This is a genomic window from Companilactobacillus kimchii DSM 13961 = JCM 10707 (assembly GCF_001435445.1).
Lineage (GTDB): Bacteria > Bacillota > Bacilli > Lactobacillales > Lactobacillaceae > Companilactobacillus > Companilactobacillus kimchii.
Map to the genome: position 1 here is coordinate 41,007 of NZ_AZDH01000026.1, position 25,047 is coordinate 66,053.

The following is a 25,047-nucleotide window of genomic DNA, read 5'->3' on the forward strand; positions in this document are numbered from 1 at the left end:
ATTTGATTTCAGCCTTTTTGTCATATTCGATTAGCAGTAATTAAGCGATAGTTGAAAGAATTAATTACCAATTCAATTTTCTCATGTTGAAGATAATAATTTTTTCCTTCTTTTTGAAAAATAGTATCCTCAGCGCTAATAATTTTATTAACTAACTGTTTGATTTCGGGTTCTGATAAATTCAAATTTAATTTTTTATTGAATCGTCCGAAAACTAGTGGTGTATAACAGATATTTTCTAAAAATGTTTTTTGATCAGGCATATTATTACTTCCATTTATCTATCAGATGAGCGGTCTCTTTAGTGTTGTTAGTAAAGACACTATCTAACTTGAGTGTGTTGAGAGCATTGTAATTGTCGTTATAGGTATTGATGATCCAACCATTAGTTTTGAAGCCATTTTTGTGGGCCAATTTAATTAATTTGGGTGTCCACTGTTCTAAACGGATGGAAACAAATTTAATATAACGAGGAGCATTTTCAATTTCCTCACTGTATTGACGTTCAGTAACTGAATCTAGTAGCCACAAGATAGGTACATTTTTTAATGACTTATGAAAGACTTTGATACCGGGGATACTTTCATCCTGCATAATCAAATTATTCTTCATATTGTACTTTTTGATTTCTTTAGCAAGAGCCTTCTCAGTGTCAGTATTGTCGCCAGCATTCTTTTTAGTTTCGATTATGTAGTGAACTTTTTTACCATAGCGATTAAAGACATCTTTTAATTGATGTAATTTTTCGCCATTACGTAGTTTAACCTTATCCAAATCAGCAGATGTTGACTTAGAAATTGTTATATTTGAGCCAGTTGATTTCTTTAAATTATCGTCATGGGAAACGTATAATTTATTGTCCTTACTGAGCCAAACATCCTGTTCAATATACTGCGTACCATCTTTAATAGCACGGTTGTAACCACTGAAAGAGTGATCAGGATTATTATAAGGACTACCACGATGTGAAAAAATAATTGGTGTTTCTGGCGATGCATGATTAACATTTTGAGTTACTGAAGTAAGATTTTTAGCCTTTGGTGCAGCTGCGGCAGACACATTAGTTAATGAAATAGGCAACCCTAATAGGACAGTGAAAAAAAGTAGTAGTGCAATAAATTTCTTTTTTAACATGATTTTCCCCTTATTGTGATATATTCCATCATAGTTGAAACACAAAAAAAGTGCCACCGTAAATAACGGCGACGCTTTTATAGATGACGTGAAAGTAAATGAGTATGTTTGTTTTGAAGATTTAGTTGTTTTGTCTTTTCACGTTCGATTTTTAATTGTTTCTTTAATTGCTCATTCTTCCAGAAACCATGAATACATACAGCTGCGGGTAATGTCATGCAACCTAGGATTGCTGGAATTAACCAAGGATTATTGTGAAGTAGTTGGAAACTCTCCTCATTGTAATGACTGATTTCTTCTTGAACATCTTTTGGTAACAACATAATATCGCATCCTCTCTTAATTAATTACAGCATATACCATAATGATTACGCTGTCATTAAATTAAGGCGAAGGAATAAGCAAACCATCTTATTTTTTGATAAAATTATGACTGTCATAAAAAGAAGGTTACAGATGAAAAGATATCAAAGTTTTAAATTATTCCAATTAAAAGAGATAGCTATCGGTTTAACATTTATTGGTGGTTTTATTGATGCTTATACGTATGTTCAACGTGGTCGAGTTTTAGCAGCAGGTCAAACAGGTAATATTGTCTTCCTCAGTGTAGATATTGCACGGCAAAATTTACCAGGGATTATGACCAAAATTTTTACAATGTTATTTTTTGTTTTAGGAATTGTAACTGTTGAAATAATGAAGCATAAAAATAATCGTAGCCATTATTGGCGGTTAGTTAGTCTTATCGCAGAGTTCGTAGTTTGTGTAATTGTTGGGTTTATGCCCAGAACGATTTCTAATATTTATATTGTACCTGCGCTAGCGTTTGTTATGGCAATGCAAAATGTGGCTTTCAGTCAAATTGAAGGTATGGGTTATAATAATGTCTTTTCAACAGGTAATTTGAAAAAAGCTGTTATTTCCTTTGTTGAATATTTTTATCATGGTCGTAAGAGTGATGTAACCACAGCAGTGATCTATTTTGAATTAGTACTCGGTTTTGCTTTAGGAGCTGTATCATCAGCTCTCCTTCAGAAGTGGCTATTTGTAAGAACAATTTGGATAGTTCCTATTTTGTTATTGATAGTTGGTGGATATTATACTTATTTGCTTTACTTACGAGACAAGTATTAATTACCAGATGAAATCTTAATACCAATGATACTTATCAATAGAAGAGCCACAAAGATCCAAGTCAGTGGTGATAATTTGTCACCAAATAGGACGACTCCGATGATAACAGAACCGACAGCCCCAATTCCGGTCCAGATAGGATAGGCCAAACTCATTGGCATTCTCTTAACTGCAATGGCGAGAAAGAACATACTGAGAAATAAGCCAATGATGGTGTAAATAGTGAAACTAATTTTGGTAAATCCATGGCTTAATTTCATAGTAGTTGACCAAACAACCTCGAAGATTCCAGCTAAAATTAAATAAATCCAATTCATATTATTTTCCTCCAAAAAAATAAAGTACCCCTATAAATTCCTTCTATGGCCTAATGGAATTTATAAGAGTACTTTTTTAGTTGACACCCGGCGGTGTATAATTATTTCTATAAAGAATAGCAAATTTGGGGAGAAATGGCAAATATGATTCGAAAAATGCAGCCAAAAGAAATCGACAATGTTGGTAATATTTGGTTACAGGGAAATTTGGAAGCTCATCCATTTGTAAAAAAGGACTATTGGATCGGTAATTTGAATTCCGTTAAGGAACAGCTTAAAGAAGCCGAGATATATGTGTCTGTTGATAAGAATCAAATAGTAGGTTTTGCTGGTTTACAAGGGAATTATTTGGCTGGAATTTTTGTGAAAAAGGAATATCGGAGTCGTGGAGTAGGTAGAAAGTTATTAGTTTATTTGAAGCAAGAATATTCAGAATTGTCGTTGGATGTCTATTCCAAAAATATACAAGCTAAAAAGTTCTATCTACGAAATGGGTTTAAGGTGATTCATAAAGATATTGATGAATCAACCGATGAAGTTGAATATCAAATGATTTGGAGAAGGGGATAAAATGAAAATTTGGTGGGAAATCAATATAACTTGGTTAGTACTATTTGTTGCTGGTGCAATTTATCTTTTAAATAGAAGAATCGACGGGGCTGGAGCTATTCAAACTCCAACGGTTCGAATGGTTTCGCTAGCTATTTTAGGTGGATGCTTTATTTTTGTTTGTTTATGTCAATTATTAGTATTGTTTTTTATCAAAAGAAAATCTAAATAATAAAAAATCCTGACCAATTAAATTTGATCAGGATTTTGTTTATTCTGCTGGTACAATAGGATGTTTTCTAACGACAAAGGTTAGTAAATAAGATGCGGCTAAGATGACTGTTACGACTAGGTATGGATAATGAGTATTCCAATCCATCAATGCTCCAGACATCAAAGGCCCGATAACATTCCCAATACTAGTCAATGACATATTCATACCATTGATAAGTCCTTGATTGGAACGGCTAGATTTAGTCAATAAAGTTGTAATAGCTGGTCTTAATAAGTCAAATGATGAAAAGATGATTAGCGTTGCTACAATAACTTCGACGTGTGAATGTGCTTGAGTAATCCAAAAGACACAGACGGCACTTAGTAAAAAGGCAATACTGATCAAACGCATTTCTCCAATTTTATTAATGATCCAGTTGAAGGCTGCAACCTGCAAAATTAAAGAAATAATTCCGTTTAAAGTTAAAACTAAAGCGATTGTACTTAAACCAAAATTGAAAACTTGGTTGACATAAATACTATAGATACTTTCGAATCCTTGTAAACCAAATGATGATACTAGGATCATTCCGAAGAGCATTACCATTGGTAATGTCAAAATTGATTTGATAGAGCCTTGTTCTTGAGCTTTTTTCTCAGCTTCCAAAGCTTCTTCTTCAAGAACTTCTTTGTTTTCTTTTAATAGGAATAGAGTAAAGATAGCGCTGATGATACCAAGGGCACCGGCAAAGTAGAATGGCGTCTTATAAGTGATACCAGCTAGGATACCACCAAGTCCTGGTCCCAAGATTAAACCACCACTAAAAGCGGCAGAGAGCCAGCCAATAACTTTGGCACGTTCTTTTAATGTTGTCAAATCAGAGCCTAAAGCCATCGAAGTTGGCACAACCATCGCAGCCGATAAACCACCGATAACACGAGAGATGTTAAAGATAGGTAAGCTAGTAGCAACAGCAAAGATGAATTCTGAGATAGCATAAGTGAATAAACCGATAACGATTACTGGTTTACGTCCAACTTTATCAGACATCTTACCAACAATAGGAGAAGCGACAAATTGAGCAAAAGCAAAAAGTGACGTCATAACTCCCATTTGAGATGTTGTATAGTGGAATTCATTTTTAATAAATGGTGTAACTGGAATAACTAATCCGATTCCTAAACAGATTAGAAAGTTACTGACTACAAGGATATAGATTGATTTTTTGTTTTTCCCCATATTTCCCCCCTAATGATAAATATTTTTAAGTTCAAAAAAACTACTATCTGCTGACAGTAGTTAACGATAAGAAAGCCGACATTCTAAGAAGAACTTAGATATCGGCTAGATATGAACTTGAAATCTCACATTACTTCATAGCTTACTATGATTCTATATTAATGTCTAATACTATAAACTAACTATTATATTAAATTTATATAACAAAAATAACGTTTGGCATATAAAATTATTTAAAATGGTTTAAAAAATGGACATTTCGTATGGATGGTATTAATATGTTAGGTATGACTAATAAGGAGGTCATATTTTTGGATTTTCGAAGTGGCTTGAACAGTGATAAGCCTCAGATAATAAATTTACTAGTAGATTCATTTAAGGAATACATCACAACTAAGAACATGTTCCAACAGGAGTTCAGATCTAGTGCTAAGTTTGATAAATTGTTGCGTAAATACTTTGCTCTAGAGGTTAATGTATTCATGAAAAAAGGTTTGGTTTATGTTGGAGCTGACGGAAAGGGAAAGCCTAGAGCAGTTGCCCTAATTGAATTCAATCAAGGTCGTCAGATAAGCAACTGGGATTATCTTTCAATGGATGGTCTAAAGTTGATACCGCAGATTCTTATAAGTGGATTCAATGGTTTCAATGCATTCGATATCTTTAAATTTGAAGATCTTTTCGACTTAGTAAAAGGTAAGAAGAAATGTGCTGTTGAATATTTAGCCGTAGATAAAAGTTTACGTGGCCAAGGAATTGGTAGCAAGATGCTAAATAATCACATTAGCCCTTATGTTAAGAAGATTGGTTACCGTAATATTATTTTGGAAACCAACACACAAAAGAACGTTAAATTTTATAAAAAGAATAATTTTGCCGTACGCTCAGTTAAGAAAGTTAACTTGAGTCATGGTGATGTTAAAGATTGGGTCTTATCAAAGGCTATCTAAAACAAAAGTAAAAAGGACACTCACAATTGTGAATGTCCTTTTTTTACTAAAAACAACTAATTCCTACTCCATAAGAATAACAAATTATTTCATAAGTGACGTTTTTCTTAAGGAAATTTAAATTATCTTGAGAATTTCTTAAACTGATTCAATTAAGTTCCATGACAATATCCCTTTGTAATTACCAGCTGAGGTATTAGGGGCTAAATGAATTTGCCAGTCATTTGCACCAACATAGTTAGTTAGATTCAAAGTATCCTGACTTCCCGAAAAGTTAGCTGTCTGAATAGGGACCCCATCAGTTGTAATAGGTTGCCAAGTACCATCATCAGTGTCTTTACTTGTTCTTTGTCTGATGAATAATAAGCCTGAGTCATCAGTTTGCAAAGTGTCATTATTGGAATCCTTCATTTGAGTATCAGCATTATCATTATCATAGGAAACTGAAACATTGAAACTGTTGTCATCAGGGTGAGCAACAATCAAACCACCCTTAGTAGCAACATTATTAAGAACCATTTCTTTGCCATAAAGATTTACGGCTCCAAAATCTATCAAACTAGGAACTTCAGTAAAGGCGTCACTCTTTTGAATATTAACCGAGGCACCGTTAGAAACCATATCACCAAGTGTTTCATTTGAAGAACTTACTCCGCCGGAAACAGTGGCAACATTAGTTACTTGACCAACTGCTGCGGAAGTTACCTTAGCATTGAATTCCAATGTGACGGTTTCTCCAGCATTAACTTGGTTAATACCAGTATTTATTTGAGAAGATTGATAAGGCGTAGTATCTTTAGGACCTTTAATATGAACTTTCCCATCTAGAACAAGTCCGGCAGGGAGGTCATCGGTTAATTTAGTACCAGCTGATAGTGAATCACTGCCGGCAGAGACTTTGTAAACCATGTAGAAATCAACAATATCACCGATATTTGCATTCGTACTTGTTGTAAAATTGGTTTCACCTTTAGTAACGTTCTTGACGTACTTGTTAAATGTGAAATCAAATTTAGATTTTTTAACTGGAATATCTACCGAAGCATCATAAGTTTTACTTGTTGTTTTGGTATCATGTCCAGTGAAGTAAGCCGTATTCGTAAGAGTTTTCCCACTGGCATCTCGAGTGATACTAGCATTGTATGAAATAGTGGCTTCTTGACCATCTGTCAAAGCTAATGTTGGTGGGATGGTTAATGTTTTAGTCGAAGCGTCGTAATCACTAGCATTAATAGGGGTGGATGTACCATTATTATAGGTTAGAACTATACTGTTAGGATCAATTTGTAAACCATCAGGAATAGTATCTTTAAGCTTTTCGTAAGTCCATGAACTTCCATATCCATTGTTACGAACTTTTAGGGAGAACTTTAATTTATCACCAATATTGTTAGTACCAGTACTGTTAGTTTGATTGGTATAAGTCTTACTTACAACCGGTAGAGCATAGGGACTAGCGGTAACACCCATTGTTGAGCCATAGTGTGCAGTTTCACCAGCTTTTAAAGTAGTTGGATCCCATTTTAAAGTGTAACTAGAGTCGGTAAGTGACGAGGAACCGGTAATTGGATCTCCGTATTTATAGTTCTTTGCTTCAGCACCAGCTCCAGTTTTAGAATCGAATCCTTTGATCCAATCCATACTGCCACTAGCATAACTTTGTCCAGCATAATATTTGAATCCATCTGGAATTTCATTGGTAACCATTAATTTGTAAGAGCCATCTTCAATGAATAAACCATTAGAATTTCCCAAATCCTTTATCAGAACACGATCGTTCTCACTTAATTTAGTATCCTCACCATATAGAACTTGAAATGATTGTGTTCGGCTAGAATTATTAGTTAAAAATAGTTCTCTTTGAACAATGGCTGAGTTAGTTGGTGAGGCACGTAGAACAATTTCTGCTTTTAGATCAAAGACATTACTGCCAGTTCCGGTTCCTCTTACAAAATCACCAACAATTTTATAAGCGGCATGTCCGTTGGAATCTTTTCCAATATAGAATTTTTTATTTTGCATGTAAGAACTTGAAGACACATTAATAGAACTACCGCCCAGAAGAGCATACTTACTAGCAGTAACACCACTGAGTCCAAAACTAGTATTAAGAGGTGTAATTAAAAAGTCAGGTGAAGTGGCTGAGACTTGGTCTGTATTAGCTGATGACGTAGCAGAGGTATGGGAACCCTGAAAAACTGAACCAATATAGTTTCCATTATCGTTAAGAAAGACATTAATTTTTGATCTGTAAATATTATTTCCTGATTGGGAAACTGACGGTTGAGTAAGTGTATTATCAGACATGGATTTTACTTTACCATTTGTATCCTGAGTTAAACCAAAAGCATATCCTAGACTAATTCCGGGAGCAATTTCCAATTGTTGATATGAATTTACTGAAGACGTATTTGAATTCCAAGTAATATCTTTATCGTAACTTGTTTGGGTATCAGGATCAGCTGCATGTACATTTGTGACGGGAATCAAGAACATAAAAATAAAAGCCATAAAAAAGATCATTAAACAAAATTCAATTGATTTGAGTCTTTTCATAAATAATTCCCTCCCGCAAATACTATTATTCACAACCATTATAATACTATATTTAAAATAATTAATTAATATTCTGATTAATTATTCTGGTTTTCAGTTTATACGGGAGATTTATAAAAAGTTCAAAAAAGAAATTAAAATTATAGAACTTTTACTTATATTTAAGGGAATAATTGAATTTAATTTTTGTTCAAACCATTTTTTAATGATTCCAGGCCTTCATTTGCGATAAAGTAAACTAATATTAGAGCCGCAATTGAATCAACCCACCATAGACCAAAAAGGGCAGTTAGAATAGCACCTAAGAGAACTGTTCCAGCCATGTAGGCGCAAGTAATATTACACATTCCATCTTCAATCAAGGAATTAGAATTAATTTTTTTGCCTAGAGAACGTTTTTTAATGGTAAAAAAGGGCATTAGTAGAACTGAAGCAATTGCAATTGAGATACCGGAAATACTAGTGTCAGCTGCTTGATGAGTAACCAAATTGAAAATTGATACGATAATGACGTAAATTGATAGTAGCAATAGTACACTACCGACAATTAAAGAGGATTTCTTTTCAGCATTTTCAATCTGTTCGACCGGAGCATTATTGAATTCTTTTTTTAAGCGCCAAATCAAAGTACTCCCAGAAATGATTTCTAAAAAACTGTCCAAACCGAAAGCAATTAATAGAATTGATCCAGCTTTTATTCCTGAATAGAACCCGACAATAAATTCAAAGGACATCCAAATGGTTGAAAGATACTCTATTTGAAGACTCTTTTTGACATAATCTATTTTATTCTCCATGTTTTTTACCTCGCATAACGTGATCAGCATGTTCTAGAGTTTCATTGATAACGTCTAAAATATGAGGATCATCTAATTGATAATAATTGGCTTTTCCTACTCGATGAGAACTTACTAGTTGATAACTTTTAAGAAGTGCTAGTTGGTGAGAGATAACCGATTGCTCGACTCCCAATAATTCGACAAGTTCACTGACATTCATTTCCTTTTGTTCCAAAACGTTGAGCATTTGGATTCGAGTTGGATTGCTTAGTAATTTCAATATTCTTTGTGACTCGTTTAAGAGATCCGGAGCAATGATTTTTATTTGTGACATATTTTCCTCCTCTACATATGTTGCTTTTAACATATGTAGATAGTAACATATCATCAAGGGAAATAATATTATGGTAAAATTCATTTATTGGATATTAATAAATTGTGGAGGATTTGATCATGACGGATTTCACTGGAAATTATTCGGATCAAAAGATAACCATAGATTTAAAGGATTTAGGAAGTATTAATTATTATCTCAAGAAACCTGAGGAATATAGTAAAGAATCAATTTTCTTGATGATGCAAAATCGTGAAATTATTGGATTAGGAATTGGAGATCTGGATAATACCGAAACTGCCACAAGCTATATTGAAATCGTGGTACCGGAAAATTTTATTGTTACGGATTTCTTTTATTTCCTAACTAAACGAATGGTGCAATCGGGTTATAAAATAAATGTTGAGTATAAAATGAAGATCTCTCAAATCTCACAACAATTATATGAGAAATATTGGAGGAATATTTTACCGATTTTATCTGCTTTTGGATTGAGAACAATTCCAATTAGAAAAGGTAAACCACGCCATAAATTCATGGCATCGCTAGCGGATGTACCTTTTAAAATAGATTATCGGGGTAGTAAGGCAATAGTTTATTGGCAAAAGCGTAATCAATTTTTAGTTAAATCTGGGGCCATATTGAGTGAACAAGCACCTTTAACCAAGGCCGGTGTAGTCGGCTTTGCTGGTAGATTTGGTTTACGTTTACGTCAGGAACATGAAGAAGAAATACAAAATAATACTTTAATAAAGGATATCGTTCTACGAAGTGTTAATGAGGTGGGGATGTTTCTTTATTTTGCGGGGACTAATGGTTGGTTACAATTGAAGTCACCATCAGGTCAAACTTTACATGAATTGACAGTAGAAGATTAAAAAAAGTTAGTCGGATAGTATTATTCTTAATAATAACGGTCAATAAATAGGCGTCTATTGGGTTCGTAGTACACAGTTGTGTACCGAATTTTCAATAGATGCCTATTTTATTCCAATACAAGGAATAATATTTTTGAGAATAGGAATATTTTATATAAAATATTAAATTGAATATAAGCACTTTTATTTCATAAATCCAAAAAAATAATATATTATATTAATGGTCGGTCTAGGAAGGAAACATTATGATAAAAAGGTTTAATAGAACGGGATTTTACTTAATTGTATTATTGGTAGTAATATCTTGTTTATTTATTAATATTAAGGTTAATTCATTAACTGTTAGAGCTGACGATCAGACGGTAAAACCATATGAGAAACCAACTTCAGATCCACTTATTTTCTTAGGTATTTGGTTATCTAATGGTTATTCATTACAGCCAGAAACAGATTATTATACTCAGGTAGGACAATCAATTGTGGTGCATACTTCGGCTAGTAGATCTATCTGGACGGTTTTAACTGGACCAGTAGATTCCCCACACTATAGATGGTATAAGTCCACAGATTATGGTGAGAATTGGAGCAGTGTTTCTGAGTCAGATGGTGGTCATCGTATGAACTTTTCAATTACTCCTAAGAGTTCAGGAACAACATGGTATCAGCTCGATACGCAATATTACACATTATTAACGCCTCTTTTAAAAACTCATATTTATTCTAGAGTTACAGCGGTACATGTTAAAGATCCAGTGAATGCCACTAGCCTCAAAGTAACCGCTGACAATGATTATATATATAATGAATCGGATTCTGATTTAGCACAGAATTATACGTTTATTCATGCTTACCCAACACCATCGGATGCAACTGGTAAGATAACTTATTCAGTAGATAAACCTGAAATAGCCAGTTTCGCACAAGATTCTGAAAATGGTGGGACAACGAATAAATTGGTTGCCAAAAGTGGAGCTGTCGGTACTGTGAGAGTAACTGCTAAAATGCAAAATCCTGATGGTTCAACGACCACAGGCTATACTGATGTTAGAGTTGGTGGTGGTCTTGATGATCAAACAGTTGATGTTGGTCAACCTGCGACATTTAGTATGCATGGTAATGTAGATGCAACTAATTCTAATGCTAGTGGAAGTATTCAAATTAAATGGTATAAGTATGATAAGGATGGAAAAAAGACCACTGTAGCAACCAGCAATAGTAGCAACTATAAGGATTATGTTGATTACACTATTCCTAAAACAACAATGGATGATGATGGAACACAGTATCAAGCACAAATAACAGTTTCACTATTAGGATTTATTCAAACAGATAGTTTAACTACTAATAAAGCAACGTTGAATGTTAAAAATAGTCCTGATCTTTCTATTTCTACTAAAATTGTTAATAATACTTATGATGATGGTAGTAATACTTCTGATACTTTGAATAAAGTGACAAATAACGATAATATTTCATATGAATTCAACTTAAAAAATAATAAAGAAAATTCAATTCTGGCCAATGGAAGTTATGTGGTTCCTATTCATGACGGAACAACTGTAAATAATGTTGAATTAGATGGAACCAAGTTAAGTTCGGATGACTACACGATTTATAACAAGTCGGATGATAAAGATTCATATCTTATTATTAATGGAATAGATTTCAATGAAACCACAGAATCACATACGTTAAAGGTCGATACGAATGTTTCAGGAATAACGAACGCTGAAAAATTTGAATCTGTTCCTTATTACTATGGTGATGATTATGGTGGTTCAGTTTATCAAAAAATGGCAAGTAAACATACAATAAATTATGTAAATGACAAATTTAATGCAGACGTAAATAATATTGATTTTGGAACGATTGAAGATTCAGAGAAGAATAAGATATATTATCGTCAAGATGATAATAACTTACCTAATAATACAGTTAATATTGATGATGAAAGAAGAGATAAAAAAGCCATGAGGGTTTTGGTGTCTCAATCAGAACCATTAGGTCAGGGAATGATATTGCGTTATTACCAAAATGGTAACTATACTAATTTGTCGAGTAGTGATCTTTTAATTAAGAGTTTTGATCAAGATAATATCTCTTCAATTGGATGGAAAAAGGATGATGGTATCTTACTTTATATTGGAGATGCTTTACCAATGTCAGGTGAATACAAAACTGAATTGAAATGGACTTTTGAAGATAGTATTTAAAGGATACTAATAGCAATTATTTTGAAATAAATTATCTTCTTTTTGGATTTTTAAAATAAAATAACGGCATTCATTTAGTGGGCATATGTGAGTATGTCTTCTAAATGGATGCCGTTTTTCGCTTCTGGATTTTAGATTGCACTTGGTGTTTTAGGACCACAATAACCATTGCAAGCACATTTTTGATCATCAATCATAGGACAATGACAGATTCCCTCTTTACCTGAACAGTGGCAACTAGAAAAACAAGTCATTCCTTGATGACAGTATGGATTATTATCAGACATTTTGACTTCCCCCTTAATTAAAGAATATCATACGTTGACAATGAATATTTAGATGATAAACTTTTCACAACTTTATAATATGTTTAAGGGGAAATTATGAAAAGAGTATCAGCTAAAACATTGATTTTTGGAGCATTTTTAGAATCAGTTGGCGCTAGCTTTATTTGGCCTATTAATACAATTTTTATTCACAATTACTTACACAAGTCATTAGCCATTGCTGGTATAGTTTTATTCGTTAATTCTCTTCTGACCTTTTTAGGAAATTATTTGGGTGGAAAATTGTTTGATCGCTGGGGTGGTCACAAAACAGTTATTATCAGTACGTTAATTGGATTATTGTCATTAGTTGGTTTGATTTTTAATCATGGTTGGCCAGCGTATCCAATTCTGTTACCAATCCTAGGGTTTGGTGTCGGAAGTGCTTTTACAGTTATTAATTCATTTGCGGCACAGATTGATGATGTTGATCGATATAAACTTTTTAACGGTATTTATATGGGAACCAACTTAGGAAATGCTATCGGTACAGCTTTAGGCGGTTATATTGCTGGAGTCCAAATGACGTTAGTTTTTGTGGCTAATTTTTTCTTTTTGACACTTTTCTTCCTATTAGTAATCTTTAGCTACAATAATCGGGAAGTGGTAGTTGAAAATGGCACAAAGGATGAGATTAAAAAGGTAAGAAAAACTAAATTACAACCGGGAGTTGGTCTGATTGCGTTGTTCTTAGGAGTATCGTGGTTAGCATATTCACAATGGAGTAGTAATATCTCTGCCCACTTAACCAATTTAGGAATTCCTGTCAGTCGTTACAGTTTATTGTGGACTATCAATGCAGTGGTTATTGTTTTAGTTTTGCCGTTAATTAATCGTTTAGTTGAAAACAAAGCGTGGTTTAAACGAATTCAGATACCACTTGGAGTTATCTTGTTCATTGCGGCGTTTGCTTCGATTATTAATGCCAAAGTTTATTTAGCGTTTGTTATTGGGATGGTTGTCTTAACTTTAGGTGAGACTCTAGTTTATCCGGGGATTCCAGCCATGGTCAGTGAATCGACACCGAAATCGGAAGCAGGGCGTTATCAAAGTTTATTAAGTATGTCATCGACATTTGCTAGAGCCATTGGACCGTTAGTTGGTGGACTGATTGTAGAACATGGTTCTTACAATTTGTTATATTTGGTAGCGATAGTTATTTTGGCAGTGTCTTTGGTAATTTTGCGGTTTGGTCATCGAAAGTTACTTGCTAACAACTAGTCATAATAATTAAAAGGAAAATGGTTAATAGAAATTATATGTGGGTTCCATAAATAGAGACCGAGGTGTTTGTAAAAAAATTTAGTCTTCTGATTAGTGGCTTTGTAGACAATATTGCCATTGTTCAGTTCAGAACTAATAATGCTTTTGATTTGAAATGTGTAGGGAATTTCAGGAACAACAAAGAAACTAGAATAATAGTGGCAAGCGCTACAATATTTTTTTAATGCAATCTCCCTAGACAGTAATCGATCTCTGTTAATATCATTCGATATTTGTAGAAAAGTTGAAAGCAATTTTGGCAAATAAAGACTCCCTAATATATGAAGACCGTTAGTCTAATAATTAAGGAGTATAGTGGTTTATTTTAAATTGACTTGTGATTTAGCGATTATTTTATTATCGGATAGCTTAATATCAATTGAAGCATTTTGGCTAGGATCTGCTTCAGCTAAGTCCGAAACATAGGTTAATGTTCTAATTCCATTAATGTCAGAATAATCATCAGGGTCACCAAGTATAGAGATGACATGATTATAATTGTCACCATTTTTAAGTTTATTGAAATCAGCTAGAGTTAAACTATTTTCTCGGTCAATATCGAGTCCTTGAATGGATTTAGATTTAGCAATATTTTTGAAAAAAGTAATTTGAATTATCACTTGATTGTTGTTGTCAGTTTTATTCCATGTGGCGGTGATTTCTTTTCCTTTTTTATCCATTATTTGTGTTTCAGTAGGATTTCCAAGCAGGTTAGTGATGACTTTTCTGGAGTAGCCATTCTTGCCAGTTTTAATGGAATTATATTTGGCAACCAAAGAAGGATTTTTTTCAGCCTGTTTTCTCTCTGATTGGTCTTTTCGTTGTTCTAGATTAGCTTGATCAGCTTCATCTTTATAGTAGGAATAGTTGGCGATGTAGGTAGTGGCTGACACTACGATAATAATCGAAAGAATCGTGATCCAGAACCAGTTTCTTCTATAGAAAGGTTTCTTTTCATTTTCATTCAATATGTTTATACCTCCGTCTATATTCAGTATTTTACTAGTATTTACTGAAAGTAGCACCCTAGATGCACCAATATTTTCATAACAAATAAACTTATAATTTGCTAAATAAACCAAAATTCGATAGTATAGACAGTGGACACTAATGGGGGTGTTCTGGATTCGACATGTGTAGTAGCGTGTGAGTTGCACTTAGGGCCTTGCGTCCCTTTAAAACGCACAGTTTATTATAACTGCAAAAAATAATAATAACTACGCATTAGCTGCCTAAAAACAGTCTAAGCGTGATCCATTCTAACTTCGCCCAAGGGCTGGAAATGGGTCTCAAAATTATTGGGCTACGTTTAACTATGCATTCTGAATAGTTAAAAAGAGATTGTCGGAATAGTCATTGTGGTTAGCCGGGTTGTATGGCGTTCATAGTGGCGAAACTTTAAATGATACAACTATGAGTGTAGAGGCTTGCATAGCATTACGCTTGGACAGGGGTTCAATTCCCCTCACCTCCATAAAGCAAAATCAGTCAGTTATAATGAGGATTAAAGCCTTGATATAACTGACTTTTTCTTTTTTTAAAGTTTAATCAAAACCACTGAATTGGTCGGTCAGTCGGTCAAATTAGCCAAAAATAAAATATACTTGCGACGGGCGAATATAATCACCATCTTAATTGATGATGGTTTTTTGTTAACAAAAAGAAGCAAAACCACATCAAATGGTTTGCTTCTTAATTGCTTTAAAAGAACTAAAGAGAATGCAATAATACTTAGGATAGTTGGATAGCTATCAGAATTATTGAAGATGCTCATTACGAGAGCATCTTTTTTTATACAGTTCTTGCATATCGAAATCTAATTTAAATTCATTTTGAAAGAAATCTATTAGTACATTTTGTATCTCTATACATTCAGCGATACCTTTGAATATTAATACAGAATCTGTGGTTACTAATAAATAATCTTTCTGTTCACAATTACTGGCTAATTTGTAATATTCTAGATGTTCAATATTACTTAACATTAACCAGTGGTTTAATTTAGCATCTGAAATACTTAATTTGTTTAGGTGTTTCAGATGTTTTTTTATTTGATATAGGGTGCAACTTATTGAATAACTTTGATAGTAATAAAAAGTATTTTGGTCGTTATCTTAGATATGTTAATCAAATAGAAAGACTTACAGAACAATATAATGAATTGAGTGTAAAGGTAAGTTCTACTCACGGTGTGAAGCTTGATGGTATGCCTAAGGGTAATAAGGATCGCTTTTTAGATGATGATATCGTTGAACTGGATGAGTTAGATCATAGAATCAAATTGATAAAGAATGAGAGTATAAACTTTAGACGTGGGATAACAAATGCTTTAGATCACTTAGATAACCCAGATTGTTCAGCAATATTGGAAGAAAGATTCATACATAATAAAACAATGAATGTCACTGCTGAAGATATATATAAGTCTGAAAGACAAAACAAAAGGTTATATTCAAAGGTCATGAATGAGCATAGGTTTGATAAGGAGAATAATATCCCCTAGTTAATTAGAGAAGTAGTATATATTTATATACCCCCTCACATGGTTGAGTATTGTAATAAGGCTGATGAATATCTAAAGTACGGTGGATTAGTGCAATACATAGTCACCATGTATCTCTTCGTATGTAACCTATATATGAATGGCATGTTGCTTAAGGCATAATGGGTATAAGGTGGTGTAAAAGTCAAAGCAATCGTATATAACTAAGTAACAATTATCTTTATCATCTATTAATCAATTGAGTGAATAATTATGTAGATCATCATTGATCAACAAATAGATTGAAGTAATAACAATCTTGGATCGTTGTGAGTTGGGATAGAGCGGCAAGTGGTAGTCATAGTTAGAGCAGTATACTGATAGGTTTGTGTTAGTGATATAAAAATCAAAAATAAAATAATTATTTTTTGCTTTGGCGCTATTGAATAATATAAAAAATAAATGTTTAATGCTTATGCAGAGTCTCACAACGCTGTTTTAAACGTTGTAATGAAATTAGTTGAACTGACAGTTTAAAGGAGTATGAGACCCTCTCCGGAATTTGCTCCGAGGTTCACGCCGTCACTGTACATTTTTTCTCATGAATTTGATTAGGAGGCATCTATGGTAGTAATGCTTATTGCTAATTTGATATTTGGCTTTTAAAAAAAACGGAAAAATGGGAGTGCTATCAATGAATATAGAACAACTTAAATTCAAAATAATTAATGAAGGCTGTGGTTATACTTTTACTTATAAGGGTGAGCCTTGTGGTATGGAACCGATCGTTGAAAATGGAGTATTTACTTTCGGTGCATGGTCTGGAGATAAGAATAAGGATTACACAGATATTGATGAGTTGATGACAGATAAATTTTATTCTGGTAAGTCACTTATGGAATTGATTGATACAGTTGAATTAGACTTTATTTAGTGGAGAGTAGGAAAATACTATGACAATTGAAGAATTAAAGGCAAAAGTATTAGATGATGGTTCTGGTTTTACGTTTACTTTAGGCGGTAAATCATGCGGTATGGAACCAGACTCAAGGAATAAAGAAACCTATTATCCAGCTTGGTATGGCGATAAAAATAAAGATTTTAATAATATTGATGATCTAATGACTGATAAATTCTTTGGTGATAAGTCAATGGTTCAATTAATTAATGATATTGAGTTAGATTTTATTTAATATTTTAAATAGATATTTAGGGGAGCTATATGAGTTTAGAAAAAGCTAATCTTGGGATTCAAATAGTAAGTACAATAGCTACTTCAGCAGGTGTTTTAATATCATTGTATTATTCAATTACAAAATCCAGAACTAAATATTCTTTCTTTTGTAAACTTACTAATCAAAAAAATAGAGTATTAAGCCAGGATGATTATAGAAAAATAGAATTTGGTGTTACTAGTGCTAATGAATTCAATATTGGAATTCAACAAGTAGGAATAGAGTTCATATCAAATCCATTTAAGTTTAAGAAACCAATTTATATAGATTCTAAATCTTTTGATGAAAATAGCGGTGAAATATCAAAAACTAGAGAAATATACTCACGTAAAGCTAATGCGTATTTTGGTTTAAAAGAATTCAATGATAGATGGGGTAAAAAGATGTTCGTAAGACCATATATCATTGATATGTCTGGGAGAGTAAAAAAGATGAATTGGTTTAAAATGCTTAAACATAGATTTAGAGTAGAGGATTTTGCGTATAAGGGAATTCCTAATAGTTATTTCAAATTACTTTAGAAATAAAGAGTAAGTTATGTTACTGGATGTAAACTGAGCCTAATAATGTAAGAATGATCTAGTGAAAAGAAAGAGTGATGATAATGGTAAAGTTCAGGTTAATTGATGTTATTGATGGATTTTATTATTATGAAATCTATCCAGAAGGTGACGTTGTAAATAGAGGGGGGGTAGTTTTTAACCCAGAAACAAATGAATTGAAGAAAAGAACTAATCCAGAGGCACCGTATGATGATGATAAATGGATAGGTCATGCAATCTCTGGAATGAAGAATAAAGATGGAACTTTAAAAAAATCAGGAATGGTCGCTTGGTATTAAGGAGAGTCATGGGAATGGATAAGATAATTAGACAGTCTACATTGGGAAAATATATATATTGAGTCCAATCCTGATGAAGTTCGTCCAGATTGCATAAAGTATCGAATTGATGGAAAAGTATTTGAACCGGTTCCTGTAATGGATTCTCCTAATACCGTTGCAATTACTGGTAACAAAAATGATTTAACTGGTAAGTATGTTGAATATATTTAGCACCCGACAATGGAGTTGAGTGCTATTTTTGTACCACTTAAAGGCTTGCAATCTGTTACTAAATGTATTTAGATTATATGTACTAAAAACATGTTAAGAGGTACATTATTGAAATTCTTAAATGGAAGATTATTGGTTAAATTCGTTGATGAAAGATTCATACGGTCAACTATGGATGGCAATATTCATTTTTCATCATATGAATATTTTAAAAAATTGGAGGAGGGAGTCAATGACAAGGGAAAAAGGGATAAAAATGAAAATGCTGAATATGATCCTATTGATTTAAACAGATACGCCTTTTTTATTAGGTTTCCTAAAAAAGGTGAACCACCTTTAAGTGCGAAAAATCAGAAAGAACACTTTAAAGACGCAAAATATTTTCCATTATTAAAAGCAACCGAAATAATTAATTTTCTTGATGAAGATAAGAAATATGGTATATCAAGTTTTGTCGTTATAGATCCAGATAAAGACATGGAAAATGGAAAAATTAAAGCCAGTTTTATTAAAGATGTTAGTGAAATATCCAATAATAGGAAGATATTATTATTCTCGGAGTATGATTTAATAAAATCACTTATTAAATTTGAGCAGGATAATAATTCCTATGACATTGCTTGTCAGAATGTAGAATACACAAAGAGCAACAAAGGTATAAGGAATGGTTTTCAAAAAGACCCTAAATATTCTAGACAGCATGAGTGGAGAATTAGAATAAATATGAATATCCTTAATGATAACGGATATATATATTTACCTAGATTAGATATTGGAATTGTAAATAAACTTGAAGGAATAACAATTATTGATAAGTAAATTTGTTTGCCCTTTAGTTTTTTCATGTTAAAACATCTATATAAAGTTACTCTTTAAAACTCCTTTTGATATACTTCTATCTATAAACATGTATAGGGGATCATAATGGAAACTAAAGAGATAATTGTAAAGCATCCAGGCAAAACTATTATTAATTGTGACAGTGATAAAATTACTATCACTCGAAAGGGTGCATTAAATTTTATGAATCAAGGTATAAAAGGAGCAAAAACAATACCTTTGAAATCAATTACATCTATTCAGCTTAAAAAGCCTGGTATGACAAATGGTTATATTCAATTTGGCGTTTTAGGCGGTTTAGAATCAAAATCGGGGGTATTTAATGCTACTCAGGATGAGAACACCGTTATGTTTTCTAAGAAGTATTATGCAGATATGTTAGATCTAAAAGAAAGTATTGAAAGCATTATTTTTAGTAAATCATCTGATGATCAATCAGTTTCAAGCGTGGCAGATGAGTTACTAAAACTAAAACAATTATTGGATGCTGGTGTACTTACGGCAGATGAATTTGAACAACAAAAAATTAAGCTACTTGCCAATTGATAAAATTAAAATAAACCTGTTATAATATGGATGTACAAAAAAAGAGAGATGCTCGAACATCTCCCAGATAGCCCGTTTAAGACGGTAGCTACTTTTAATATAAGTTAAATAAATAACCGTAAACCCTGCTAAAGTTTAGACGGTTATTTTTTTCGATTAAATTCGAGTATTAAAACTACCAACGTTGCAAAAGAGATCATCAACGTTAAAGCCTGGTAAACACTCATGGTTATCCTTTCGAGAGGTAAAGCCATTTAATTAATCTCATATAGGCATCACCTCACAGTATCATGAAGTTAGCCACCGCCATTAACTTGCTATCGTTAATATTATCTAATATCCATTGGATCAATGAAAGTTATTTATCAGAATCTTAATAGATAAATGACTTTTTCATTTTAACCATTAATGTGTGCTCCCCATATATATGGGGTCGATTCATCTGTTAATATTGTTGTACTTCATATTGAATGTACTATTCTCAAGATCTGAAACATATTCAGTAAAGATTTATTATATTAGCAACAACCAAAAAAAGATGCCTATGTCAAAACACTGTGAATGCTTTGATATGGGCGTCTTTTATTGTGTAATGTGTCGTTGATGGAAAATACCGAAACCTTTAATTGCGAGGCTAGAGATACCAACTGACATGACAGCTAGTAGGAAAGAAATTAAATCATTTAAAGCAAAGTTTCCTAAACAAACTAATCCATCAATAATGAATAAACTAATGTATTTATCAACACCGAAATTCTTGTAGATGATCATTGGAGGAACTGTTGTCCCACCACTAGACATGTTGAGAGTATAAAGGATTGCTAAACCAATTCCAAAAATGATACTTCCTACTATAATAGAGATTACTCGATTATTAGGAATTAGATTGTAAACGGGTGTGATATATAGTAGGAGGGGAAGCATGAAACTTCCGATTGCTAATTTAATGGTAGTTTGTCGATCTAAATGTATGTAAGCCAGTACTAACATCACAATATTTATGGAAAGAACCGAGATGAATGTTGGGATTTTCCACCCTGCCTGTAGCAAGATAGCGATACCTGTAGCACCACCAGCCGCTATACTATGCGGTTCGAAGAACATATTAAGACTAAATGCGATAAGTTCCAAAGCAACTAACATTATTAGTAGTTTTGCGGACGTTCTCTTTTTATTCTTCATACATACTAATATATCATGAATATATAGGAATAGATAGTAAAAGTACCTGGTACTTAAAAAATAAAATCAATGATTATGTTTCATAAGTATTACTAAAATTACATTATGGTCTTAAATTGTAACTTTGCGGTTGCTGTCATGTAATACTGGGCTGTTAGTATAGCACCATAGCAAATGAGAGCTAAACAAATTTAAAAATTAAGGATGTAATTAATTCATGAAAAAAGTTTTATCTATCGCTTTATTAAGTACAGTAGCATTAGCAGGGGTATTTACTTCAACAAATACTGCTCAAGCCGCAGTTTTAACTGGTAACAATCAAGTTAAGGTTGAAAAAGGTGATTCTTATAAGAGCATTGCTGAAGCTAACGGAATTAGTATTTCCGCACTTGAACAAGCAAACGGCCGTGAAGTTGGCGGATTTGACTTGATTTTCCCAGGAGATGTTATTACATTACCTGGTTCAACAGCAACAACTACAACTGATAATACAAATACACAAGCATCACAAAATGTATTACCAACAACACAAACATCAACAGATACTACTACACAAGCATCAAATGATACACAAAATACTGATACTACAACAACACAAGATACAAGCGCTCAACAGGCAACTACACAAAACACAACGGATAGTTCACAAGCTACGACACAAGCTGCTTCTACACAAACAACAAGTACAACATCAACAACAGCTAGTGGTACATTTAAGATTAGTTTCTATGATCCATCTGTTTTAGGTTCAAATATGGGTTACGGTGGTGTCGCTGCCAATCTTTCAGTATTCCCTAAAGGTACACAATTAAAGATTACATTAGCCGACGGAACTGTACTATACAGAACTGTAAATGATACAGGAACATTCGCTAACTCAAATTCACAACAATTAGATGTTGCTATGCCTAGTTCATCAATTCCTTCATATGGTGTAACTACAGCTTCAGTTGAAGTAATTTCTTAATTACTAAAAAATATAAAGACAATTACAGAAATCTCTCTATTAATTTAGAGAGATTTTTTTAATAAATGTTTAATTTTTCTAATGTTTATTAGTGTTAGAAAATAAATTTATAATTTTTTTATTCTTACAAAAATATAATTTATTCGTTATAAAAGTTGTCACGGTAGACTTAGCTAAAGGTTATAAAACGGGCATTTTATTAAATATCATGTTATAAATGACGCTTGGCACAAAAACGTAAAATTAGAAACTTGACTACAAAAACTTATTTTTATTGATTGACAATTTAAAAATTAGATTGTATTATCAAATCATCAATTAACAAAAGACATTTATTAAACAAAGTGATCGGGGGAAGTAATTCAACCTCGTTAGTACAGAAAACCTCTATTTGCTGAGATGAGGGCGACGACTTGAATGAAAATGACCCGTGATTGGTGCGCTGAATCCTTTCGGATAAAGATGCAATGGTTGGTACCCTTTACAGTACACGCGTATAGAAACTTTGTACGTTGTTAAGGGGATAAGTGTAAATTTATTCCGAATTAGAATGGTACCGCGCAATAGCCGCTTCTAAATATGAACATAGTCTGTTCATGTTTGGAAGTGGCTTTTTTGTTTTTATAGATATTTTTGGTTAGTTAAGAAACAAGTAAGGTGGGAAAAAGATGAGTAAATTTAAGAATTTGGGTAAGGTAATCCTATTAGCTTTTACAGCATTATTTATTTTCGTATTGGCTGGTTGTGGTAACCAAAATAAGGAACAAACAGTTAAAGTTGGAATCAATCCTTCGGATGCTGCAATTTGGAAAGTAGTAAAGAAAAATGTAAAGAGTGAAGGTATCAACTTAAAGGTCGTTGAATTCAATGATTACAATCAACCTAATACGGCTTTGGTTCAAGGGGAAGTTGATATCAACGCTTATCAACATACATTCTTCTTAAATTCATGGAATAAGGCACATCATTCTGATCTAGTATCAATTGGTAAAACAGTTATTCAACCAATGTCCCTATATTCACATAAGATCACAAAGCTTAGTCAGTTAAAGAATGGTGCTAAGATTGCCATTCCTAACGATGCTTCTAATGAAGCCCGTGCATTACAATTGCTAGAAGCTAATGGACTTTTGAAACTTGATAGTGGTGTGAAATTACCGTCAACAAAGAACATCAAAGAAAATAAATTAAACTTGAAATTTACAACACTTGATGCTGCACAAACAGCACGTTCATTAGATGACGTTGATGCCGCAATCGTCAATGGTAATGTTGCTAGTGATGCCAAACTTGATCCATCAAAGGCCGTTGTAACTGAAAAGGTTAATAAGAAGTCACAACCTTGGATCAACATCATTGTTACTCAAAAGAAAAACAAAGATAACAAGACTTACAAGAAAGTTGTTAAGGCATTCCAAACAAAGTCAGTTGCTAAAGAAATCAAGAAGGTTTACGGCGAGAGTGCTGTACCAGCTTGGAATAAGTAAAATGTTTTAAAAATTTGAGGAGGTTTTCATATGTCAAAATTATCAGATCCGTTAATTCAGAAGTCGATTGAAGATTTAAAGCAATATATCGCACTACCATCCGTTTCAGCAAAGAATCAATCTATTACTGAGACAGCCGAATTCCTTAAAAATTTACTTCAAGACTTTGGAGCAGATGCAACAGTTTGGGATGAATATGAATATCCAGTTGTTTTCGCCGAAATTAAACCTAAGAAGCCAAGTAATACCACAATTCTTATTTACAATCATTACGATGTTCAACCGGAAGAACCAGTAGAACTTTGGAACTCAGATCCATTTGAGTTAAAGATTACTGATGATAAGTTCATTGGACGCGGAGTTTCTGATTGTAAAGCTGATTTGATCAGTCGAATTACTGCTTTGAAAATTTATCGTCAAGAACATGGTGATCTACCTTGCAACGTTAAGTTCTTAGTTGAAGGACAAGAGGAAGTTGCTAGTCGTCACTTAGAAGATTATTTGAAGAAATATTCAGACAAACTATCTGCTGATTTGATAATTTGGGAGTCAGGATACAAGAATGAAAAAGAACAATTCAATTTCACTGGTGGGAATAAAGGAGTTCTATGTTTTGAACTAGAAGCTACTTCTGCCAATATTGATCTTCATTCATCATTCGCCGCTGTAGTTGATTCAGCTACATGGAGATTGGCTCAAGCATTAGATGCTTTGAGAACTCCAGAGGGTGATATTAAGATTCCTGGTTTCTATGATGATGTTGTTGAACCTTCTCAAAGGGAAATTGATTTAGTTAATAAAGCCACTACACCTGATTTGAAATCTAAGTGGGACTTACAAGTACCATTATTGAAGAACAAGTCAGTTAATTACAATTTGACATTTAATCCTACTATTAATATAGAAGGAATTAGCAGTGGTTGGGAAGGCGAAGGAGTAAAAACTGTTACTCCTAAAGCTGCCAAGGCTAAATTGGAATTCAGATTGGTGCCTAATCAAGATCCACATGATCTTTTTGATAAACTAACTAAATATTTGAATGATCAAGGTTTTAAAGATATTAAAGTTAAATATCTATTGGGTGAAAAGGGTTATCGTTGGGACCTCGACAGTCCAATCGTTAATAAGCTAATTGGAACTGCCGAAGACTTCTTTGGTGGAGCTGATAAAGTTGAAGCTTTACCATCAAGTCCCGGTACTGGTCCAATGTACTTGTTAAATGAATATACTCATGCCTCAATTGTTTCAACTGGTGTAAGTTATTCCAAGGCTGGCAATCATGCCCCTAACGAAAATATTAGAATTAAAGATTACCTAGATTTCATTGATTTCTTTGATCAATTCTTAGGTAAATTAAGGGAGTAATTA

General features: G+C 33.0%; 29 protein-coding genes and 1 other RNA gene. 18 read left to right on the forward strand and 12 right to left on the reverse strand.

Annotated elements, in window-relative coordinates; genetic code table 11:
* Positions 1-20 precede the first annotated feature (20 nt).
* From FC97_RS11095 to FC97_RS11105, 3 genes are all read right to left on the reverse strand, one after another.
* Positions 21-263 (reverse strand): DUF3781 domain-containing protein, encoded by a 243-nt coding sequence (locus tag FC97_RS11095; protein ID WP_054643303.1) that lies wholly within the window; start codon positions 261-263, stop codon positions 21-23.
* A 4-nt stretch (positions 264-267) separates the two neighbouring features.
* Positions 268-1,134, reverse strand: a complete 867-nt coding sequence (locus FC97_RS11100; RefSeq protein ID WP_054643302.1) for a glycerophosphodiester phosphodiesterase — start codon at positions 1,132-1,134, stop codon at positions 268-270.
* Between the two features lie 77 nt (positions 1,135-1,211).
* The gene (locus FC97_RS11105) at positions 1,212-1,457 is read right to left on the reverse strand and encodes a hypothetical protein (RefSeq protein ID WP_054643301.1); all 246 of its coding nucleotides are present in this window, start codon (positions 1,455-1,457) and stop codon (positions 1,212-1,214) included.
* A gap of 133 nt (positions 1,458-1,590) precedes the next feature.
* Here FC97_RS11105 and FC97_RS11110 point away from each other — a divergent pair, with 133 nt between their 5' ends.
* Positions 1,591-2,268: a YoaK family protein gene (locus FC97_RS11110; protein WP_056968233.1), complete on the forward strand. Its 678-nt coding sequence runs from the start codon at positions 1,591-1,593 to the stop codon at positions 2,266-2,268.
* On the opposite strand, the gene FC97_RS11115 is transcribed toward FC97_RS11110, so the two are convergent.
* A complete protein-coding gene (locus tag FC97_RS11115; protein ID WP_054643300.1) occupies positions 2,265-2,585 on the reverse strand; it encodes a DMT family transporter in 321 nt (106 codons plus the stop codon). The two genes, FC97_RS11110 and FC97_RS11115, sit on opposite strands and share 4 nt — an antisense overlap.
* A gap of 144 nt (positions 2,586-2,729) precedes the next feature.
* Here FC97_RS11115 and FC97_RS11120 point away from each other — a divergent pair, with 144 nt between their 5' ends.
* Together FC97_RS11120 and FC97_RS11125 are read left to right on the forward strand one after the other, a co-directional pair.
* Positions 2,730-3,155: a GNAT family N-acetyltransferase gene (locus tag FC97_RS11120; RefSeq protein ID WP_054643299.1), complete on the forward strand. Its 426-nt coding sequence runs from the start codon at positions 2,730-2,732 to the stop codon at positions 3,153-3,155.
* Position 3,156: 1 nt separating this feature from the next.
* Entirely contained in the window at positions 3,157-3,366 is a 210-nt protein-coding gene (locus tag FC97_RS11125) for a DUF3923 family protein (RefSeq protein ID WP_054643298.1), read from the forward strand.
* A 39-nt stretch (positions 3,367-3,405) separates the two neighbouring features.
* Here FC97_RS11125 and FC97_RS11130 read toward each other — a convergent pair whose 3' ends face one another.
* Positions 3,406-4,587, reverse strand: coding sequence for an MFS transporter (locus FC97_RS11130; protein WP_054643297.1), 1,182 nt, complete (start codon positions 4,585-4,587; stop codon positions 3,406-3,408).
* A 311-nt stretch (positions 4,588-4,898) separates the two neighbouring features.
* Here FC97_RS11130 and FC97_RS11135 point away from each other — a divergent pair, with 311 nt between their 5' ends.
* Positions 4,899-5,537, forward strand: coding sequence for a GNAT family N-acetyltransferase (locus tag FC97_RS11135; RefSeq protein WP_054643296.1), 639 nt, complete (start codon positions 4,899-4,901; stop codon positions 5,535-5,537).
* A 138-nt stretch (positions 5,538-5,675) separates the two neighbouring features.
* On the opposite strand, the gene FC97_RS11140 is transcribed toward FC97_RS11135, so the two are convergent.
* The 3 genes from FC97_RS11140 to FC97_RS11150 all read right to left on the reverse strand — a co-directional run bounded on the left by FC97_RS11140 (position 5,676) and on the right by FC97_RS11150 (position 9,206).
* A complete protein-coding gene (locus FC97_RS11140) occupies positions 5,676-8,093 on the reverse strand; it encodes an isopeptide-forming domain-containing fimbrial protein (RefSeq protein WP_054643295.1) in 2,418 nt (805 codons plus the stop codon).
* A 179-nt stretch (positions 8,094-8,272) separates the two neighbouring features.
* Positions 8,273-8,890, reverse strand: coding sequence for a cation efflux transmembrane domain-containing protein (locus FC97_RS11145; RefSeq protein WP_056968235.1), 618 nt, complete (start codon positions 8,888-8,890; stop codon positions 8,273-8,275).
* Positions 8,880-9,206: an ArsR/SmtB family transcription factor gene (locus tag FC97_RS11150; protein WP_082397559.1), complete on the reverse strand. Its 327-nt coding sequence runs from the start codon at positions 9,204-9,206 to the stop codon at positions 8,880-8,882. The genes FC97_RS11145 and FC97_RS11150 overlap by 11 nt, the downstream gene beginning before the upstream one ends.
* A gap of 119 nt (positions 9,207-9,325) precedes the next feature.
* Here FC97_RS11150 and FC97_RS11155 point away from each other — a divergent pair, with 119 nt between their 5' ends.
* Both FC97_RS11155 and FC97_RS11160 read left to right on the forward strand, forming a co-directional pair.
* Positions 9,326-10,084: a hypothetical protein gene (locus FC97_RS11155; RefSeq protein ID WP_054643293.1), complete on the forward strand. Its 759-nt coding sequence runs from the start codon at positions 9,326-9,328 to the stop codon at positions 10,082-10,084.
* 245 nt (positions 10,085-10,329) lie between these two features.
* Positions 10,330-12,297 carry a hypothetical protein gene (locus FC97_RS11160; protein ID WP_054643292.1) on the forward strand — a complete coding sequence of 656 codons (1,968 nt, stop codon included), beginning with the start codon at positions 10,330-10,332 and terminating at the stop codon, positions 12,295-12,297.
* A 131-nt stretch (positions 12,298-12,428) separates the two neighbouring features.
* Here FC97_RS11160 and FC97_RS13545 read toward each other — a convergent pair whose 3' ends face one another.
* Positions 12,429-12,584, reverse strand: a complete 156-nt coding sequence (locus FC97_RS13545) for a hypothetical protein (protein WP_167593952.1) — start codon at positions 12,582-12,584, stop codon at positions 12,429-12,431.
* Between the two features lie 96 nt (positions 12,585-12,680).
* Here FC97_RS13545 and FC97_RS11165 point away from each other — a divergent pair, with 96 nt between their 5' ends.
* Positions 12,681-13,844 carry an MDR family MFS transporter gene (locus FC97_RS11165; RefSeq protein WP_054643291.1) on the forward strand — a complete coding sequence of 388 codons (1,164 nt, stop codon included), beginning with the start codon at positions 12,681-12,683 and terminating at the stop codon, positions 13,842-13,844.
* Positions 13,845-14,206: 362 nt separating this feature from the next.
* Here the strand turns inward: FC97_RS11165 and FC97_RS11170 are convergent, their stop codons facing one another.
* Positions 14,207-14,854, reverse strand: a complete 648-nt coding sequence (locus tag FC97_RS11170) for a DUF3862 domain-containing protein (RefSeq protein WP_054643290.1) — start codon at positions 14,852-14,854, stop codon at positions 14,207-14,209.
* 144 nt (positions 14,855-14,998) lie between these two features.
* On the opposite strand from FC97_RS11170, the gene ssrA reads away from it, so the two are divergent.
* The 8 genes from ssrA to FC97_RS11210 all read left to right on the forward strand — a co-directional run bounded on the left by ssrA (position 14,999) and on the right by FC97_RS11210 (position 20,043).
* Positions 14,999-15,363: a transfer-messenger RNA gene (gene ssrA, locus FC97_RS13300) on the forward strand.
* Positions 15,364-15,957: 594 nt separating this feature from the next.
* Positions 15,958-16,389: a hypothetical protein gene (locus FC97_RS11180; protein WP_054643288.1), complete on the forward strand. Its 432-nt coding sequence runs from the start codon at positions 15,958-15,960 to the stop codon at positions 16,387-16,389.
* A gap of 673 nt (positions 16,390-17,062) precedes the next feature.
* Positions 17,063-17,302: a hypothetical protein gene (locus FC97_RS11185; protein WP_054643287.1), complete on the forward strand. Its 240-nt coding sequence runs from the start codon at positions 17,063-17,065 to the stop codon at positions 17,300-17,302.
* A gap of 19 nt (positions 17,303-17,321) precedes the next feature.
* Complete coding sequence (locus tag FC97_RS11190; protein WP_054643286.1) at positions 17,322-17,561, forward strand: hypothetical protein; 240 nt, start codon at positions 17,322-17,324, stop codon at positions 17,559-17,561.
* Positions 17,562-17,590: 29 nt separating this feature from the next.
* Positions 17,591-18,124, forward strand: coding sequence for a hypothetical protein (locus tag FC97_RS11195; RefSeq protein WP_054643285.1), 534 nt, complete (start codon positions 17,591-17,593; stop codon positions 18,122-18,124).
* An 83-nt stretch (positions 18,125-18,207) separates the two neighbouring features.
* On the forward strand, positions 18,208-18,444 hold the full coding sequence (locus FC97_RS11200; RefSeq protein WP_056968237.1) for a hypothetical protein: 237 nt from the start codon (positions 18,208-18,210) through the stop codon (positions 18,442-18,444).
* A gap of 321 nt (positions 18,445-18,765) precedes the next feature.
* Positions 18,766-19,476 (forward strand): hypothetical protein, encoded by a 711-nt coding sequence (locus FC97_RS11205; protein WP_054643284.1) that lies wholly within the window; start codon positions 18,766-18,768, stop codon positions 19,474-19,476.
* Positions 19,477-19,581: 105 nt separating this feature from the next.
* On the forward strand, positions 19,582-20,043 hold the full coding sequence (locus FC97_RS11210) for a DUF4429 domain-containing protein (protein ID WP_054643283.1): 462 nt from the start codon (positions 19,582-19,584) through the stop codon (positions 20,041-20,043).
* Positions 20,044-20,186: 143 nt separating this feature from the next.
* On the opposite strand, the gene FC97_RS13910 is transcribed toward FC97_RS11210, so the two are convergent.
* Together FC97_RS13910 and FC97_RS11215 are read right to left on the reverse strand one after the other, a co-directional pair.
* Positions 20,187-20,297 (reverse strand): putative holin-like toxin, encoded by a 111-nt coding sequence (locus tag FC97_RS13910; RefSeq protein WP_220096034.1) that lies wholly within the window; start codon positions 20,295-20,297, stop codon positions 20,187-20,189.
* A 328-nt stretch (positions 20,298-20,625) separates the two neighbouring features.
* Positions 20,626-21,225 (reverse strand): YitT family protein, encoded by a 600-nt coding sequence (locus FC97_RS11215; RefSeq protein WP_082397557.1) that lies wholly within the window; start codon positions 21,223-21,225, stop codon positions 20,626-20,628.
* A gap of 217 nt (positions 21,226-21,442) precedes the next feature.
* On the opposite strand from FC97_RS11215, the gene FC97_RS11220 reads away from it, so the two are divergent.
* The 3 genes from FC97_RS11220 to FC97_RS11230 all read left to right on the forward strand — a co-directional run bounded on the left by FC97_RS11220 (position 21,443) and on the right by FC97_RS11230 (position 25,044).
* Positions 21,443-22,192, forward strand: coding sequence for a LysM peptidoglycan-binding domain-containing protein (locus FC97_RS11220; RefSeq protein ID WP_054643281.1), 750 nt, complete (start codon positions 21,443-21,445; stop codon positions 22,190-22,192).
* A 668-nt stretch (positions 22,193-22,860) separates the two neighbouring features.
* The gene (locus FC97_RS11225; RefSeq protein ID WP_054643280.1) at positions 22,861-23,679 is read left to right on the forward strand and encodes a MetQ/NlpA family ABC transporter substrate-binding protein; all 819 of its coding nucleotides are present in this window, start codon (positions 22,861-22,863) and stop codon (positions 23,677-23,679) included.
* Positions 23,680-23,709: 30 nt separating this feature from the next.
* On the forward strand, positions 23,710-25,044 hold the full coding sequence (locus FC97_RS11230; protein WP_054643279.1) for a M20/M25/M40 family metallo-hydrolase: 1,335 nt from the start codon (positions 23,710-23,712) through the stop codon (positions 25,042-25,044).
* Positions 25,045-25,047 lie beyond the last annotated feature (3 nt).